The organism is Turicimonas sp. TL08, assembly GCF_054660695.1.
The window spans coordinates 1-16,180 of record NZ_BAAGDP010000013.1 but is presented as its reverse complement, the minus strand read 5'-3'; the positions used below and the strand labels follow the sequence as shown (position 1 = coordinate 16,180).

Annotated in this window: 13 protein-coding genes, 5 tRNA genes and 2 rRNA genes; 8 read left to right on the top strand and 12 right to left on the bottom strand. The window is 43.9% G+C overall.

Going from position 1 to position 16,180, the window contains the following annotated elements; translation table 11 throughout:
* Positions 1-6 precede the first annotated feature (6 nt).
* Positions 7-435 (bottom strand): DUF1178 family protein, encoded by a 429-nt coding sequence (locus ACYQ4O_RS08050; RefSeq protein WP_460175270.1) that lies wholly within the window; start codon positions 433-435, stop codon positions 7-9.
* A gap of 541 nt (positions 436-976) precedes the next feature.
* Here ACYQ4O_RS08050 and ACYQ4O_RS08045 point away from each other — a divergent pair.
* The 5 genes from ACYQ4O_RS08045 to ACYQ4O_RS08025 all read left to right on the top strand — a co-directional run bounded on the left by ACYQ4O_RS08045 (position 977) and on the right by ACYQ4O_RS08025 (position 2,083).
* Positions 977-1,052, top strand: a tRNA-Gly gene (locus ACYQ4O_RS08045).
* A 38-nt stretch (positions 1,053-1,090) separates the two neighbouring features.
* Positions 1,091-1,164 (top strand) — tRNA-Cys (locus tag ACYQ4O_RS08040).
* 2 nt (positions 1,165-1,166) lie between these two features.
* Positions 1,167-1,242 (top strand) — tRNA-Gly (locus tag ACYQ4O_RS08035).
* Positions 1,243-1,269: 27 nt separating this feature from the next.
* A tRNA-Gly gene (locus ACYQ4O_RS08030) sits at positions 1,270-1,345 on the top strand.
* 315 nt (positions 1,346-1,660) lie between these two features.
* Entirely contained in the window at positions 1,661-2,083 is a 423-nt protein-coding gene (locus ACYQ4O_RS08025; protein ID WP_460175269.1) for a nitrous oxide-stimulated promoter family protein, read from the top strand.
* 54 nt (positions 2,084-2,137) lie between these two features.
* On the opposite strand, the gene ACYQ4O_RS08020 is transcribed toward ACYQ4O_RS08025, so the two are convergent.
* The 4 genes from ACYQ4O_RS08020 to ACYQ4O_RS08005 all read right to left on the bottom strand — a co-directional run bounded on the left by ACYQ4O_RS08020 (position 2,138) and on the right by ACYQ4O_RS08005 (position 6,730).
* Positions 2,138-3,649, bottom strand: coding sequence for an FAD-dependent oxidoreductase (locus ACYQ4O_RS08020; RefSeq protein WP_460175268.1), 1,512 nt, complete (start codon positions 3,647-3,649; stop codon positions 2,138-2,140).
* Positions 3,650-3,858: 209 nt separating this feature from the next.
* On the bottom strand, positions 3,859-6,234 hold the full coding sequence (feoB, locus tag ACYQ4O_RS08015; RefSeq protein ID WP_308514917.1) for a Fe(2+) transporter permease subunit FeoB: 2,376 nt from the start codon (positions 6,232-6,234) through the stop codon (positions 3,859-3,861).
* An 8-nt stretch (positions 6,235-6,242) separates the two neighbouring features.
* Positions 6,243-6,470 carry a FeoA family protein gene (locus ACYQ4O_RS08010; protein ID WP_066593054.1) on the bottom strand — a complete coding sequence of 76 codons (228 nt, stop codon included), beginning with the start codon at positions 6,468-6,470 and terminating at the stop codon, positions 6,243-6,245.
* A 14-nt stretch (positions 6,471-6,484) separates the two neighbouring features.
* Positions 6,485-6,730, bottom strand: coding sequence for a FeoA family protein (locus ACYQ4O_RS08005; RefSeq protein WP_460175267.1), 246 nt, complete (start codon positions 6,728-6,730; stop codon positions 6,485-6,487).
* 276 nt (positions 6,731-7,006) lie between these two features.
* On the opposite strand from ACYQ4O_RS08005, the gene ACYQ4O_RS08000 reads away from it, so the two are divergent.
* A complete protein-coding gene (locus ACYQ4O_RS08000) occupies positions 7,007-8,113 on the top strand; it encodes a porin (protein WP_308514921.1) in 1,107 nt (368 codons plus the stop codon).
* A gap of 96 nt (positions 8,114-8,209) precedes the next feature.
* Here ACYQ4O_RS08000 and ACYQ4O_RS07995 read toward each other — a convergent pair whose 3' ends face one another.
* From ACYQ4O_RS07995 to ACYQ4O_RS07980, 4 genes are all read right to left on the bottom strand, one after another.
* Entirely contained in the window at positions 8,210-8,677 is a 468-nt protein-coding gene (locus tag ACYQ4O_RS07995; protein WP_460175266.1) for an HMA2 domain-containing protein, read from the bottom strand.
* A gap of 19 nt (positions 8,678-8,696) precedes the next feature.
* Positions 8,697-10,793 (bottom strand): heavy metal translocating P-type ATPase, encoded by a 2,097-nt coding sequence (locus ACYQ4O_RS07990; RefSeq protein WP_460175265.1) that lies wholly within the window; start codon positions 10,791-10,793, stop codon positions 8,697-8,699.
* A gap of 38 nt (positions 10,794-10,831) precedes the next feature.
* The gene (locus ACYQ4O_RS07985; RefSeq protein ID WP_308514927.1) at positions 10,832-11,140 is read right to left on the bottom strand and encodes a hypothetical protein; all 309 of its coding nucleotides are present in this window, start codon (positions 11,138-11,140) and stop codon (positions 10,832-10,834) included.
* A gap of 276 nt (positions 11,141-11,416) precedes the next feature.
* Entirely contained in the window at positions 11,417-12,880 is a 1,464-nt protein-coding gene (locus tag ACYQ4O_RS07980) for a helicase HerA-like domain-containing protein (RefSeq protein ID WP_460175297.1), read from the bottom strand.
* A 262-nt stretch (positions 12,881-13,142) separates the two neighbouring features.
* On the opposite strand from ACYQ4O_RS07980, the gene ACYQ4O_RS07975 reads away from it, so the two are divergent.
* Both ACYQ4O_RS07975 and ACYQ4O_RS07970 read left to right on the top strand, forming a co-directional pair.
* Positions 13,143-13,640, top strand: a complete 498-nt coding sequence (locus ACYQ4O_RS07975; protein ID WP_460175264.1) for a hypothetical protein — start codon at positions 13,143-13,145, stop codon at positions 13,638-13,640.
* A 15-nt stretch (positions 13,641-13,655) separates the two neighbouring features.
* Positions 13,656-15,320: a carbon starvation CstA family protein gene (locus ACYQ4O_RS07970; protein ID WP_460175263.1), complete on the top strand. Its 1,665-nt coding sequence runs from the start codon at positions 13,656-13,658 to the stop codon at positions 15,318-15,320.
* A gap of 454 nt (positions 15,321-15,774) precedes the next feature.
* On the opposite strand, the gene ACYQ4O_RS07965 is transcribed toward ACYQ4O_RS07970, so the two are convergent.
* The 3 genes from ACYQ4O_RS07965 to ACYQ4O_RS07955 all read right to left on the bottom strand — a co-directional run.
* Positions 15,775-15,851 (bottom strand) — tRNA-Arg (locus tag ACYQ4O_RS07965).
* Positions 15,852-15,862: 11 nt separating this feature from the next.
* Positions 15,863-15,977, bottom strand: a 5S ribosomal RNA gene (rrf, locus tag ACYQ4O_RS07960).
* A 121-nt stretch (positions 15,978-16,098) separates the two neighbouring features.
* A 23S ribosomal RNA gene (locus ACYQ4O_RS07955) occupies positions 16,099-16,180 on the bottom strand; the annotation flags it as partial.

Here is a 16,180-nt window from a genome sequence, read left to right as displayed (position 1 = left end):
AAACCATCAATTAACCTTCCGATCGTTCTTTACTCCCAACGGGACGATCGGAACGCCTTCTTCAATCAATTCGACGACTTCTTCCGTTTTCGCAGTCCCCTTAATGGAGCGCTCGGGACTGTCACCATAATGAATAGCTCTCGCTTCGGCGGCAAACTTTTCTCCGACATCTTCAGCCGAATCAATTTGTTTGGCAACTTCTTTAATCAAGCTTTCTAAACGCTCTTGAGCTTCTTTTTCACTGGCGCAGGCGGAAGTGCTTCGGCTGCGTGCAACATGCGGGGCCGAAAGAACTCTTTCTACCTCCCTGCACTCACAAAAAGGACAAAGGAAAAGACCGGCGTCCCGCTGCTTTTCGAACTCCTTAACGCTTGGAATCATCGCTTCAAATAGATGCCCATTTTTGCATTTGAAGTTAAATACTTTTAAAGCCAATCCAAATTCCTTTTTGTTAGTCCGCTTGTTATGTTAACCAGGAAAAGCGGCATATTCAAATTTGAAGCCTGTCGTCTGACAGCTCTTGGGAAAAACTTTCACAATTCCAGAGACCATAATGGTAAATCTCGACGGTTTCTTTGCCCCGTTATCACCCAATACATTTTTGTTATCTTTTCACAGAAGATCAAAAGGAGGCGAACACGTGCTCCATTTTGCGCTGCGCCGACATTTTCTAGTTTTCCTCTTCTGCCAATATTCTCTTTGCTCTGTCGAACAAAGAAATTCCTGAATAGTTTTTGCAAAAATTTACAGTTAGAGAAAGTCTTTAGGCTTGAGTTTGTATGAGTTTTTGTTATCGGAAAACATTCAAAGAATCTTTAATAAACAAAGACATCTACACCTTCATTACTTAATCACAATATAAAAAGGAACTTAACTTATGTCGTATTTTTGCAACGATCGCAAAATATGCAAAAATTTTTTGAAGGCCTAATTTGACAAGCAAAAATTCTGCCTGTATAGTTCTGTTTCTCTCAGCGCGGGAGTAGCTCAGTTGGTAGAGCGCAACCTTGCCAAGGTTGAGGTCGCGAGTTCGAGACTCGTCTCCCGCTCCAGAATTTTAAAGTTATTCTTTAGAGAATAGATTTTGGATGGCGCGATAGCAAAGCGGTTATGCACCGGATTGCAAATCCGTTGAGAGCGGTTCGACTCCGCTTCGCGCCTCCAGTGCGGGAGTAGCTCAGTTGGTAGAGCGCAACCTTGCCAAGGTTGAGGTCGCGAGTTCGAGACTCGTCTCCCGCTCCAACTAATCTTTCTCTAACCGATAACTATGCGGGAGTAGCTCAGTTGGTAGAGCGCAACCTTGCCAAGGTTGAGGTCGCGAGTTCGAGACTCGTCTCCCGCTCCATTCTTCCATCTTCTTTTCCTGATTGCATCATCACAAAAACTTCAGTTCGTCATCGAACTTTTCGGGATTAGCTTTTGGACTCTATACCTTTCGTTAATTCTTTGAGTCAACACTTTAGATTGCCAAATTGTCTCCTTGGCTTCCGTGCATCATCCGAATGCCTTTGGTAATTTTTTCATTTCCGATTCCAAACGTTACCACCTGTAAAGAATCGGAAATTAATGAGTACAAATGAGATTAATTCTCAATATTTAATAATTTTTTAAGTAGTCATGCCTAGACTCTCCTTTCTAAATTCCGCTTGGTATCGCACAGATGTTTGAATATGAATTAAAGAGGTTAAACCTCAGCGAGAAAAGAGAGCAGCAGGTCAAACTTCCCTATATTGCTAAGGATGTTGAGACTATTCGCATCATGACCGAGATTTTCTGTCATGCTCACCATGACACTAAAGAAGGAATGTGTCCGGAATGCGAAGACTTTTATCTCTACGCCGTTAAGAGACTTGCTTGCTGCCCTTTCGGAGAGAAAAAACCGGTCTGCGGAAGCTGCAAAATTCACTGTTTCGGCAAAGGGTACAAAGAAAAAGCAAAAGAAATTATGGCTTTCTCCGGACCAAGATTAATTCTGAAACACCCTTACCTATCTTTCCGCCATTTAGTAGCATTGTTTAGAACGGCTCCGGATAAACCAACGGCCGCGAAACCGCGGCCGACTGTTGCTAAAAAAAAGAAATAGACAGATACGCTGAAATCTTTATGATTCTGCGTACGAGCCTCGATATAACTCTCTTTACTTCTTAGCGTCTTTCATTACTGTTTCGCCCGCCAATTTTCCGTTCACTAAGCAGTCCATAACTGCATTAGCACCGATACGAACTGCACCATGAATACCACCGGTACATTCTCCCGCAGCATAAAGTACCGGAATCGGCTGATCGTTAACCACGGACAAAACGCGTGTGGATGTGTCGGTAGCAATACCTCCCATGGTGTGGTGAATCTTCGGACTCATCTCAGAGACATAATAAGGAGCGTGGGTAAGAGGCTTCAATCCTTTATCTAATTTGCGGTTGAATTCCGCATCTTTCCCGGCTTCAATCGATTTGTTAAAGTCAGCAAAAGTTTGTTTTAAGACTTCCGGATTCATTCCATAGGCTTTGGCCAAGGCATCTAAATCCGCATACTCTTTGACTGCGCCGTTCTTTTTCAAAATTTCCATTGCGCCCGGACGGACTTTCTTGAAGGATTCGACACCTTCTGCATCTGTTACGGAAATTGTTCTCCCTTTAGCATCCAATACCTTAAAGATAGCGTCGGTTGCTGTTTTACGATCGCCGAATTCATCAGTAAATCTCTTACCAGTATTGGTATTGATCCACAAACCATACAGAGAACCGCCCACGCTCGCGAAATGAGATCCCATGCCCATTCCTTCTTCATCCGGCGAGGTATTCGGCAAGAATTGAATCCAATCGGCCTGAATAATATTTGCGCCTATACGGCTTGCTTCACGCATTAATTCAGCAGTTGCACCGGGCTGGTTAGTGGTTTTCAAATTAGCCGTTAACTTAGGATCAAGCAATGTGCGATAAGCGATATCAGCTGAGAATCCCCCGAAAGCTAAAATAACGCCGTCCTTAGCTTTGATCTCAACTGTTTTTCCTGAGTCCTCTTTTCCGAATTTGTATCCTTGACGTGCCGTAACACCAATGACTCGGCCGTCTTTATTCTTATTGAGAGAAATTACTTTAACGCCCGTGAAAACGGGAACGCCAAGTTCTTTTAGTTTAGCCATGAAAGGAATCAAAATTCCTTGACCTGTTCCTTCCTTAGTGATCAAGCAGCGTCTTGCGGAATGGCCGCCTTTACCGGTCAAATCAGTGCGCCAAACCACGCCTTGTTTTTTCGTCCACTCAAAAGTTGGAGCTGCCAATTCAGTAACGACTTTAATATGGTCCGGATCGCCTAATCCCAGGCCAATTCTCTTCATATCGGCGGCAAGTTTTGCCGGAGAGTCTTCAATGCCTTGTTCTTTTTGGACTGACGAACCTGGGATGGCCATCATGCCGCCGGAACGTGAAGAGTTTCCCCCGGCTACCTGCATTTTTTCCAAAACAGCTACCTTGGCACCGTTTTCGGCAGCAGAAATTGCAGCAGCTAATCCGGCGAAACCGGAACCGATGACAATAACATCGTACTCAGGCGCAATGGTTTGCGGTGCGGCCCAAATTAATGACGGCACACCGGCGCATACAGCTCCGGTAACCATCACTTGAAGCATGTTTCTGCGGAATAATTTCATTTACTTCTCCATATGGTTAGTCTAATTTTTGTCTTGGTGAATCATATGGATTCTAGGTTCTGTGTTACTGGATGTAAACAGAAATTGTTGCTTCTTTAATAATCGTGTTGATAAATTTTCTAAGAACAAAAAACATTGTCTGCACAAAAAACTCCGGTGCTTTTGTTCCGGCACCGGAGGAAGAAATAAACAACAGGTATGAATGCAGACTATCTAGCTAAAACCGCTTCTCCGGTTCCCCTGTCATCGTTATTTGCCGCCATTCTCAAACCTACGACTACAGCAGCAATTAAAGCTACGCATACTGCAATACAAACAGAGGCATAAGCGGGATTAGAGGAAAATCGACCTACTTGATAAACGAGAGTTGCGGAACAGTATCCAAGCACTGTCGTCCAACCTGCGGCGAACAAGGCCCATTTGCTTCCAACTTCTCTGTAAACAGCGCCCATAGCTGCGCCGCAAGGTAAGTAAAGAAGAACCATCAGCAAGTAGGCAAAGGCGCCAAGCTCACCGTCATAAAGTTTATTCATAGCCTGGATAGTACCGGCAGCAACTTCTTGTTCTTCAGCTTGTTTTTCAACGTCCGATAAATCACTGTCTACCGAAATACCGAGCGGATCTGTAAAGAATGCTCCGATATCACCGAAACCTTCACCAATACTGGCTACGGCTTCATTTAAGGAGTTCATAAAGTTAAATCCTCCTTCTTCTTCAGCAGCTTCAGCCTTTTCCTCAACGGCAGCAGCCGAGGCTCCTTCAGCTGCAGTTTCTTCATCTTTGCCGCCCATACCGCTGTATAAGGAATCCAAAGTTCCGACAACCGCCTCTTTAGCCAAAATACCTGTAAAAATCCCCACAGCAGCAGGCCAGTTTTCCTCGGATACGCCCATCGGTTTGAATACCGGGACGATTGTCTTACCGATTTGAGAAAGAACACTCTTATCCGAGTCTTCATTACCGAAAGAGCCGTCTGTACCTAAAGAGTTAAGGAAGCAAAGAACAGCGACCAACACCACAATGACTTTACCGGCACGGAAAATAAAGCCTTTTAATCTATCCCATGTCCTAAGAATGATGTTTTTGAAAGTCGGCAAATGATACGGAGGAATTTCCATCACAAAAGCACTGGTCTCACCCTGTAAAACAGTCTTCTTCAGCATAAAGCCAGTGGCAATAGCGGCCAAAATACCAATGAGATAAAGACCGAATACAAGGTTTTGTCCGTTCATCGGCCAAAAAGCTGTTGCGAATAAAACGTAGACCGGCAAACGGGCACCGCAGCTCATAAACGGAGCCATCAAAACAGTTGTTATGCGATCTTTCTTCTTTTCCATTGTACGGGTCGCCATAATGGCCGGCACCCCGCAGCCAAAACCAATAATCAACGGAACAAACGCTTTGCCGGGTAAGCCCAGAGCGCGCATAAGTCTATCCATCACGAAAGCAGCACGGGCCATGTAGCCGGAGTCTTCTAAGAAGGACAGAGCTAAAAACAAACAGAAAATAACAGGAATAAATGTGGCTACACATTGAATACCACCCCCGATACCATCAGCCAAAATGGTCTTAAGCCATTCCGGAGTACCTATAGAGGTCAGCAGTTCTCCGAATCCGTCGATAAATATGGCGCCGAATAAAATGTCGAAGAAATCAATGAAAGCGGAACCTACATTAATTGAGAAAATGAACATCAAATACATGACGCCCAAGAAAATCGGGACACCAAGCCAACGATGCAGCACAACCTTGTCGATTTTATCAGTCAAAGTTTGAGTAGCCTCGCCCTTTCTGGTGATACAGTCATGAGCAACTCTTCCTACGAAAGAATAGCGCACATCGGCCATAACCATATCAACGTCGCCGTCATATTTTTCATTTAAAGCATTGGCTTTAAATTCAACGCCGGCAAAATTCTTATCCGGGAAAACTTTGAAAAGCTCTTTGTCTCCTTCCAGGATTTGCTCAGCGACCCAGTAAGCTCTTGAGATACCCTGTCGATTCAAATCTTGACCGATGGACAGGATTTCTTCATTGATATCTTGTGGAAAGACGATAGGATTCTTAGGAACGGCTTTTTTAACTAGCTGCTCTTCAATACATTTCTTAAGGTTCTCAATTCCTTTCTCTTTAGAGGCTATAAGCCCGACTACCGGACAATCAAGTTCTTTTGATAATTTTTCTAAATCAATCGAAATCCCATGATGTTTAGCGGCGTCAAGCATATTGACGGCAACAACCATCGGAACTTGCATTTCGATGAGCTGAGCTGTCAGATAAAGATTTCTTTCGAGATTGGAAGCATCGACGATATTGACGATAAGTTCTGCTTCATCTTCAAGAATATAGTTTCTGGCTACTCGTTCATCCTCGCTGGAAGAGGCACTGGGCTGAATGGAGTAAATGCCGGGCAAATCAACCAACGTGACATCTTTGTTCTCCAGAGAGAAATGCCCTACCTTCTTTTCAACGGTAACCCCAGGCCAATTTCCCACGGATTGATGAGAACCCGTCAATGCATTAAAGAGAGTCGTTTTTCCGCAGTTGGGATTTCCAACAACGGCAATAGTAGATTTAGCTGTCATTTTTTTACTTAGAGAGGTTCAACATCAAGGATTTCGATTTCCGCTTTTCTAACACTGATAAAAGAATTACGAAGTTTGATTTCAATCGGGTCCCCAAGAGGAGCGATACGTGTGACTTCGAATTCCGTATTGGGAAGGACCCCCAAAGAGAAAAGTTTCTTTCTGTATTCTGAATTTCCCGGCAAAAAGCCTTTAATAACGCCTTTTTGGCCCGGCTTCATGTCTCTTAACTGCATATTCTTCTTCCTGTTTAAGAGGTTTGGAGTACTTTTATTTCAGCTGCGATTTCCCGATTGATAGCAATTCTTGCGTCACCTACAGCCACTAAAAGCGGTCCCTCTTCGACTGAAGCGATGATGGATACAATCGACCCGCGGTACAGTCCGAGATCTCTGAGTCTTCTAACCTCTTCGTCTGGGACAGCGCCGAATTTTGCTACACGGCATTTAACATTTAACGGCAACCCGCTTAAGCGGAAGGAATTTGAAGCTGACATAAAGTATTAAATGAAAATGAAAACGAAAATTATTTATAAAAATATTACTCCAAGTAAACATTAATGAAAATTATTCTCATTAGTGTTTACATTATTTTTAAGTATTAAATTCACTGCTCATATACCAAAATGCTGGAAGTCTTGATCGCTGCAAGCGATTGATTTTATTCACCCACCACTTAAAAAGGTATTGTTAAAAATCTGCAGAAATCCTTAATAAGCGACATTTTTAAAATATAATGCTAATCATTCTCATTTATTTTTTTTGGAGCAGTAATGAATTTTGTTAAGACCTCTTTAGCCGTCGCCCTTCTCTCTTTGGGCTCTTTGGCGGCTGCTGAATCTCAGATTACTTTGTACGGTACCGTAGATGGGGCAGTTGTAGTCAACAAAGCAAAAGGTGCAGACACAACAGTTTCCATGGAAGACGGTATCGCAGGAGGAAGCGTTTGGGGTTTGGAGGGAACCGAAGATTTAGGTAACGGATACTCGGTAGGATTCCTTCTTGAAAACGGTTTTTCTATGGACAGCGGGGAAGCCGGCGAAGAAGGCAAGAGTTGGAGCAAACAAGCCTCTCTTTCCGTTTCCGGAGGATTCGGTGAGTTAGCTTTCGGCAGGATGGGAGGTCTTGCTTCTTATGAAGGCAGTTATTCCATCTGGGATGCCTCCCCAATCGGAACCGATTATCTTCAGGCAGGTTTGGGCAATGTGTTTGTCACCGGACAAATCAACAATAACAGCGTCGTCTATGTTTCTCCGGAATTCGGCGGCTTAAAACTTCACGTCCAATACTCTAACGGTACTCAAGCTGATGATAAGAAGTGGTCCTTAAACGACCACTACTACGGTCTCGGTCTTACTTATGAACTCGGAAATCTTTCTTTAGCCGGTATCGTTGAAAGATACGACTACAAGTCATTTAGAGATGAAGACACTAAGGCTTCTATGATTTACAGTCTTAGCGCAAGTTATGACTTTGAAGTCGCCAAAGTCTTCATCGGCTATCAGTATGCCAGCCGCTTCCACACAGTTGATCAGCTTGAAGACGCCTTTGTCGGCGGAAAAGGCATGAACCAAAATGCCTTTACTTTAGGTACTGAAATCCCTGCAGCCGGCGGAACGCTGAAGTTGGCCGCCAACTATGGTTTCGGAAAAGTGAAATCTGCAGACCAAGTCACTTTCGGTGATAACAAAGTTAATCTCAACAAAGACAAGTTCAACAGGTTCACAGTCGGGGCAGCCTACGAATATCCGCTTTCCAAACGCACTTTCGTTTACGGATGGGGCGCCTATGCTACTGCCGGAAAACTTTTTAAGGAAAAAGCCGTTGAAGGTAACTTCAAGTCCTGGAGTGTTGGTTTAGGTTTGCACCACAATTTCTAACCAAGACTGTGAGCATGTTCAAAGGCCGGATTCCCCGGCCTTTGCTGTGTATTAAGAAAAAGTATGCACTGCTGAATAAACAACTCCTCGAATGCCTTATCTTAAGAGTTGTTTCTTATACCTGAGCGTATGAGCGGCAGCGGCAGCTGTAAATATCCACCCAGCCAAGGAGTGAAGTTTCCAGAGCTTTAGGCTCAGGCCCAAAAGACAGAGGGGTCCGGCAAGAGCCATCGTTTGATTTTCGACCTTTCTCATTGCCCTATAGGCAGAAAGTTTCCGTTGCTTCGCAGACTTTGCTTTTGTTGCGAACTTCGTTGTTTCAAAAAGTGCCAGAGAATTTAAAGAGGAATTAAGAACTTCTTCAAAACGAGCTTCATCAAAAACTGCAGGCTCAAAATTTACTAATAAAGAGCCGGTTATCTTATTCAGCTTAAGGTCCTCAACACCCCTGACCTGCTTTAAAGCCTCAAAAAGCTCTGCACCATCAACAAGCTTCAAACTTTCCGAGCGAATCCTCAATCGGCCTTCGGTTCTGCTAGTAATAGTTCCATGTAAATGTTCCATAGTATAGAGTCCTTGCTGTTTATAAGACTTCTGAGGCCGTCTTTTCTTCAGAAAGATTCGGGAGGTAGGCCCGGGCAGCGTTAAGCGTCACACCGACTGTCGTTACGTTATGAAGCACTGCTCCAACAGCAGCCGGTAATACACCAGCCAAGCCTCCGGCTAAGAATGCAGTATTAAGCCCCACGGAAGCACGGAAATTCTGATGAATTCTGCTTAGTGTTCTCTTTCCAAGCTTAATTGCTAAGGGAAGATGCTTTAAGTTGTTTTCCAATAACACCACAGCAGCAACTTCACGGGCTAAGTCAGCTGCTTCTGACAAGCTCACTCCCACATTGGCTGCAGTAAGTGCCGGAGAGTCATTAATACCGTCGCCGACCATCAGAACTTTTCGACCGCTTTTTACCATTCTTTCTATGATCTGCGCTTTTCCTTCCGGCAGAACTTGACAGTAATACTCCTTGATATGGAGTCTTGCAGCAACATTCTTTGCCGTTCTCGGTCCGTCCCCGGTGAGCATAACAATATTCTGAATACCCAAGTTCCTCAGTTCTTCAATTACTTCGGCAGATTCCTTTCGGATGGGATCTTCAATACCAATCAAACCCTCCAACTTTCCATTCCTGGATAAATAAAGAACCGTGTGTCCCTTCGAAGCGATGCGTTCGATTTCCTCCTCAGCTCCGGAACAATCAACTCCCTCATCTTCTTCAATGTAGTGACGGCTGCCGATTAAAACTTTTTCTCCGTTCAACTCCGTACAGATTCCGTGACCAACGACATATTTAACTTCGGCGTGCTCTTCTTCATGATGAAGTTCCTCGTCTGCCGCTGCTCGCACAATCGCCTTAGCGACCGGATGCGGGAAATGTTCCTCAAGACAAGCTGCATTCCTTAAAACAGTATCTCTATCCCATGTTCCGAGAGGAATAACTTCGGATACTTTCGGATGAGACTCGGTAAGCGTTCCTGTCTTATCAAACACAACAGTGTCAACTTGAGCCAATTCTTCGATGTACCTTCCTCCTTTAATTAAGATCTTGTGAGAAGCACCTTCTCTCATTGAGGACATAAATGCTACCGGTGTAGACATCTTTAAAGCACACGAATAATCCACCATTAAGACAGCAGCCGCTCTTTGAAGGTTTCGCGTAAACAGCCATACAAGTCCCGACAGCAAGAAGCTGTATGGAACAACTTTGTCAGCTATTTTCATGGCTTTGCTTTCAACGTTGGCTTTAACCTTCTCACTGTTCTCAATAAATTGAATAATTTTATTAAGACGAGTCCCTTGCCCAACGGCCGTAGGCTGGATTAGAAGTTCTCCATCTTCAACAACGGTTCCCGCGTAAACGGTACTGCCTTCTGTTCGAAGAACTCCTATCGATTCTCCCGTCATTGACGCCTGATTAACCGTAGCCGAGCCGCCGATTACTTTTCCGTCCACCGGTATGGCTGAGCCGGCTCTCACCTTCAAGAGATCTTCTTTTGTTACCGAGGAGAGAGGAACTTCAAGTTCCTGACCGTCTTTGACAATCCAAACCGTATCGATGTTCATGGCCAAAGATCGAGTCAAGTTCGTCATCGTCTTTCTTCTCGTCCACTCTTCGAGCTTTTCGCCGAATCCTAAAAGCAGAACCAGTGTTGAAGCCGTCTTAAAATCACGCATCAGCAAAGAAGCCGCAATCGCGCTCAAGTCCAAAACTTCAACAGTAAGCTTGCCTGAGAAAAGCTTTTTAAAACCTTCTGAAAATATTCCCCAAGAACTGTGAAGGAACATTCCGAGGCTAGCTGGAAAAGGCATCAACGGTCTGGTAAAAAAACGAACCATCGGCCAGAAAGCTACATCAGAGATAACGCTTTGTCCTTGAGGAATTGCCAACGGCTTAGATGCCAATGCCCTCATGTAGCGAGCGATTACAGATTTGGCTTCCTGCAGAGATTGCTTATCCATATACAGAAGAAGAACACTTCTTGTACGAGGATTAATTCTCACACCTTCAATTCCAGGAATCAGATCCAATTTGTCGGCCAGCTCTTCAGCCCCTTCTGAACCGAAAGGAAAGTCTGAGACAAACCTAATCCTTCCCTGAGTGTGGGAAACCACAGAAAATTTCATAATTTTAAAAACTGAATAACAAATGCAGTGAAAAGATACTATTTACCTTCTTTAGCAGTATCTTCCGGGAGAATTACATCTTGAGAACTAACGTTCTGAGCACGGGCTTCTTGTTGTCTGCGAGCGGCGCGTTTCTTCGCCTCTTCTTTCGCTTCGGCTGTCATATCTTCTAAATCTTCTTTAAAGGTTTCAGCGCCTTCAATCAACTTATCTTTCCAATCCAGACCGTATGACATCAGCTTTGTTGTGCACGGTCTGAGTTTGCCTCTGCTAATTGCAGAAGATGCAACGAAACCTAAAAGAGCGCCTCCAAAAACACCCCAAGCTACTTTTGTGAAATCCTTCATAACTTTTCCTTTAAAAATGCAAATGAGAATGAAAATCAACAATGATAATTGTACCCCTTTGAAAAAGGCTTCAACTTCAATTTTTTCATGCTAGTTCAATTAATTGATTCCGGAAGGCGGAGATTGAAATCAAATATTGCTCCGCACGCATTATGGGACATGGAGTTTCCAAGTTATCGATTTCTTCGAATGCTCCGGAGCAAATATGAAGGAAAAGTGCCCTTAAGCAAACGCCTCAGAAAAATTCTGAGGCGCTGTCAGGAAAAACTCTTTGAATTACTTTTTACCGAGTAAAGAACCTAATACTCCGCGGATAATTTGATTGCTTGCTTGTCTAACCACGGATTTCGCCATATTCTCAACAACTCCGGGCCTGTGGCCTCCTCTAGGACCGGTAGATCCAAACATGATATCTTTCAGAGAGGAAAGAAGAGCATCTCCTATTCCCGGTTCTTCCTCTTCCTGGACAGCTGCTCCACCGGCCGTTCCTTTTGCATCCTTTTGAGAGGGCTGTTGAGAACGAGCCTGGAGCACTTCATACGCACTTTCTCTGTCGATTGGCTTGTCATAAACCCCAGCAACAATAGAAGATGCCATTAATTGCTTACGTTCTGCCTCCGTGATTGGTCCTATCTGACTTCCCGGGCAGCCAACCCAAATTCTTTCTGTGACACCAGGGAAGCCACCCTCTTGAAGGAAGGATACTAAAGCTTCACCTACACCTAGCTCTGTAATTGCTTTGCCGATGTCTACTTTCGGATTAGGCCTCATCGTTTCAGCAGCAACCTTGACGGCCTTTTGATCTCTTGGAGTGAAAGCTCGAAGAGCGTGCTGGACGCGATTTCCTAATTGTCCGAGAACAGAATCAGGAATATCAAGCGGATTTTGTGTAATGAAATAAACACCGACGCCTTTAGAACGAATTAAGCGGACAACTTGTTCGATCTTATCGAGTAAAACTTTCGGAGCATCTTTGAAGAGGATATGAGCTTCATCAAAGAAGAATACGAGTTTCGGTTTTTCTAAATCTCCGACTTCCGGAAGATTTTCATAAAGCTCACTCAAAATCCACAAAAGAAATGTTGAATAAAGCTTCGGAGCCTGCATCAATTTATCCGCAGCCAAAATATTGACAACTCCTTGCCCACCGACAGTCTGGAGAAGGTCTTGTATATTGAGCATTGGTTCACCAAAAAATTTATCAGCACCCTGGCTCTCCAGAGCTAACAAACCTCTCTGAATTGCACCAATGGAGGCCGGAGAGATATTTCCATATTTTTGTCTGAACTCTGAGGCGTGTTCGCCAACAAATTGAAGCATGGATCTCAAATCCTTCAGATCCAAAAGGAGCAGTCCGTTGTCATCCGCAATAGCAAAAACCGCATTTAAGACACCCTCTTGCGTGTCGTTCAATTGCAGGAGTCGAGATAAAAGCAGAGGCCCCATATCGCTGATGGTGGCTCGAACAGGATGGCCCTGCTCCCCGAAGACATCCCAAAAGGTTACCGGACAGCCTTTCCACTCCGGCTCCTGCAGTTTTTTCTTGATTATTCTTTCTTTTAGTTTTTCGGAAGGAACTGCAGCTTTTGCTAAACCGGAAAGATCTCCTTTGATATCAGCCAAGAAAACCGGTACACCGATACGTGAAAAATCCTCAGCAAGCTTTTGTAAAGAAACTGTTTTACCGGTACCCGTTGCTCCCGAAATACAGCCGTGGCGATTAGCTAAACCGGGCTCCATTGTTGAGGATGCAGATGAATCGACAGCATCAATTGGAGCACCAAAATACAGAGGCTCTACCATTATTTTCTCCTAGTTGTTTTAAAGCATTATAGAGCCGCTGCACCTGAGCCTTCATACTATTTAAGCCTGTGAATGCCTGAATTGCATCCTTCTGATCTCGCAAGTATTAGGGTTATATCCATCCGAGATATTATTTTCTTTTTTGTAAGAAATTTAAAATTAGAAATAATTAGTATCATTTGGTACTAATGAGGTTTTTATGGACAGTCATCAATACAAAGAGATTTTAAAAAACAGATTAAGAAGTTCATTCGATATTTTGGAGCCGCCTAAGCCTTTAAGTAACTACTCGGATCTTTGGGCGGTTCACAATAGATTGAATGAAAAATACTTTCTTTCTAAGAAAATTTCCTTGTATTCGATGAACAATGATGAATATGTAAGTCTTAAGCTGGTAAGCAACCAACTTACCGCCGAATTCTTAGATGAATGCCAAAAAGCATTTTCCGACTACATTTCATCGATGAGAGTTGCTGAAGGGCATATGTCTTCTCTCTTTAATTTGGTTTTACTGACTGAATCAGGAGTTGAAGATAAAGCTCTGAATAACCTTTCTAAGCATAAGTTCCACAAGGACTTTTGCTTCACCTTAAAAGGCTGGGCAGACCTTGCAGTTTTTGTCGTCGATCTGAAAGATCAGAAAGTCTTTTCCAATCCGAAAGGTAGTAATTCAACGGCTAATTTTCAAATTTTTTAGGAATACTTTTCTAATATGAACGGACTTGCTTTATTGCTTGGTGCGACAGTTATATTTATTGCCGCCTACATCGTATACGGTTCTTGGTTAGCCAAGAAATGGGGTGTAGATCCTTCCAGACCTACCCCAGCTTATACGCAAAAGGATGGTATCGACTACCTTCCGACAAAACCTGCTGTACTTCTCGGTCACCATTTCTCATCCATTGCGGGTGCCGGTCCGATTGTCGGCCCAATTTCAGCTGCAGTCTTCGGATGGATTCCAGTTTCTCTGTGGATTATTGTCGGAAGTATATTCTTCGGCGGTGTTCACGACTACGGTTCAATGGTTGCATCTATTCGACATAAAGGTCAAAGTATTGGCCAGATCATTGAATCTAACGTAGGCAGAAGAGCCAAGTTGCTATTTGCAATTTTTGCGTGGGTAACTCTCCTTGTGGTTGTGGCAGCTTTTGCCAATATTGTGGCTTCAACATTTGTGGCCAACCCAGGAGCCGGAACCGCTTCTCTTCTCTTCATTGTTCTTGCCGTTGGTTTCGGTTATGCGGTCTATCGTTCCGGCATTCCGCTTCTTATCGGTACCATCTTCGGAATTATCGGTATGGCGGTGTCCTTCTGGCTCGGACACATCTTCCCCCTTGCTCTTAGCAAAGAAGTTTGGCTGTTGATTTTGTTAGCCTATGTATTCGTGGCTTCTATTGCTCCCGTATGGATTCTGCTTCAACCAAGAGACTACCTCAACTCCTTCCTCCTCTACGCAATGATGATTGCTGCTTTCCTGGGCATTATTTTCTACCAGCCGACAATGGAAATCGCAGGATTCGTTGGTTTCGATCTTGGAGGCGGACAATGGCTGTTCCCTGTTTTATTCGTTACCGTTGCCTGCGGTGCCATCTCCGGATTCCACTCCTTAGTTTCTTCCGGAACCAGCTCAAAGCAGCTTGACAATGAACGCAACGCCAAACTTATCGGTTACGGTTCGATGCTGATTGAAGGCCTTTTAGCTATCTGCGCCATTATCTCCGTTGCATACGTAGCTGCAGACAAGCTTCCGGCGTTGCTGAAACAAGGAGGACCGGTTAATGCCTTCGCCCAAGGAACGGCAACATTCATGACATCTTTAGGCTTAGATTTCTCTCTTTCTAAAGAATTCGTTGCATTAACTATCTCCGCTTTTGCTTTAACAACTCTTGATACTGCAACTCGTTTGGGAAGATTCATTTTCCAAGAGATGATTGCCCCTCAAGCTGAAAGCAATAAAGAAGTTAAGCCCAACTCCGTCAGAGAAGCCTTAAGCAACCGTTATGTTGCAACCCTGATTACCATTGCTGCCGCCTGGTACATGGCTTCCGGCTCCTATCTGACTATTTGGCCGATTTTCGGTACTGCAAACCAGATGCTGGCTGCCCTCGCCTTGTTGGCAATTACCGCTTGGCTCAAGAAAGAAGGTAGAGATACATACATGATCACAATTCCAATGTATTTCATGTTCGCCGTGACTTTCACTTCTCTTGGACAACTGATCTATTCCAACTTAGGCAAAAACTGGCTAATCGTCGGTGTATCTGCTCTTCTGACGGTTCTTTCTCTCGCCCTGGCAGTTGAAGCATTCCGTGTTTTCAGTGATGACAAGAAAGAAGCTTCCCAGGCAGAAGGCCTTCAAAGCCAAAGCCAGGAATAACTTAATTCTTACATAGAGAAGAATGGTAAAAGAACCTTCTTCTCTATACAGTGATAGACGCCTCCTTTAGAGGCGTTTATTTTTGATTAATAAAGCTGAAAGAGCCGGAGAGGTCACTCATAGAAGTGAAATCAGCCGAATTTAGCCATATAAAAGAGAATAAATAATTTGGGCGATGCCAAAGGATGGACACCGAGGAAGGATTAGTTATAAGAATCCTTCTAGAGTCGCCGAAAAAATTAATTTGGCATTGTTCTAAAGTTCTCACAAAATTCGAAATTTTTTTCCAGCCGCTTGGATAGAAAAATTATGTTAGAACGCCAGAACAATTTGTGATGGTTATTGTGACGGAGGATGAAATTTCTATGTTTGAGTTTGAATCCGGGAAAGAATTAAAAGATTCAAAAATGAGAAAAGTCTGAGAACCATTTTACGATTCTCAGACTTTGTTTTATGGCGCGCCAGGCAGGATTCGAACCCACGACCCCTTGGTTCGTAGCCAAGTACTCTATCCAACTGAGCTACTGGCGCAATATATGTGAGCCCGGAGGCTACCTACTTTCGCAAGAAATACAACTCACTATCATCGGCGTGGAGGCGTTTCACTGTCCTGTTCGGGATGGGAAGGAGTGGTTCCACCCTGCTATGGCCTCCGGGCTTTAACTTGTTCTGCATCTTTCGATGCTCGGAAATTCTTATCAATCTTGACGAGCATTTAAGCTCTGCTTTGTTAACTTTACTTGCTACAACCAACGTAGGCTTTAAGCTTCACGGTTATAGGATCAAGCCTCACGAGCAATTAGTATCAGTTAGCTCAATGCCTTACAGCACTTACACACCTGACCTATCGACGTCCTGGT

Bases quoted from the DNA above. Each gene is read 5' to 3' on its own strand.
- ACYQ4O_RS08025 (WP_460175269.1), top strand. From the start codon at position 1,661: ATGTTTGAATATGAATTAAAGAGGTTAAACCTCAGCGAGAAAAGAGAG.
- ACYQ4O_RS08020 (WP_460175268.1), bottom strand. From the start codon at position 3,649: ATGAAATTATTCCGCAGAAACATGCTTCAAGTGATGGTTACCGGAGCT.
- feoB (WP_308514917.1), bottom strand. From the start codon at position 6,234: ATGACAGCTAAATCTACTATTGCCGTTGTTGGAAATCCCAACTGCGGA.
- ACYQ4O_RS08010 (WP_066593054.1), bottom strand. From the start codon at position 6,470: ATGCAGTTAAGAGACATGAAGCCGGGCCAAAAAGGCGTTATTAAAGGC.
- ACYQ4O_RS08005 (WP_460175267.1), bottom strand. From the start codon at position 6,730: ATGTCAGCTTCAAATTCCTTCCGCTTAAGCGGGTTGCCGTTAAATGTT.
- ACYQ4O_RS08000 (WP_308514921.1), top strand. From the start codon at position 7,007: ATGAATTTTGTTAAGACCTCTTTAGCCGTCGCCCTTCTCTCTTTGGGC.
- ACYQ4O_RS07995 (WP_460175266.1), bottom strand. From the start codon at position 8,677: ATGGAACATTTACATGGAACTATTACTAGCAGAACCGAAGGCCGATTG.
- ACYQ4O_RS07990 (WP_460175265.1), bottom strand. From the start codon at position 10,793: ATGAAATTTTCTGTGGTTTCCCACACTCAGGGAAGGATTAGGTTTGTC.
- ACYQ4O_RS07985 (WP_308514927.1), bottom strand. From the start codon at position 11,140: ATGAAGGATTTCACAAAAGTAGCTTGGGGTGTTTTTGGAGGCGCTCTT.
- ACYQ4O_RS07980 (WP_460175297.1), bottom strand. From the start codon at position 12,880: ATGGAGCCCGGTTTAGCTAATCGCCACGGCTGTATTTCGGGAGCAACG.
- ACYQ4O_RS07975 (WP_460175264.1), top strand. From the start codon at position 13,143: ATGGACAGTCATCAATACAAAGAGATTTTAAAAAACAGATTAAGAAGT.
- ACYQ4O_RS07970 (WP_460175263.1), top strand. From the start codon at position 13,656: ATGAACGGACTTGCTTTATTGCTTGGTGCGACAGTTATATTTATTGCC.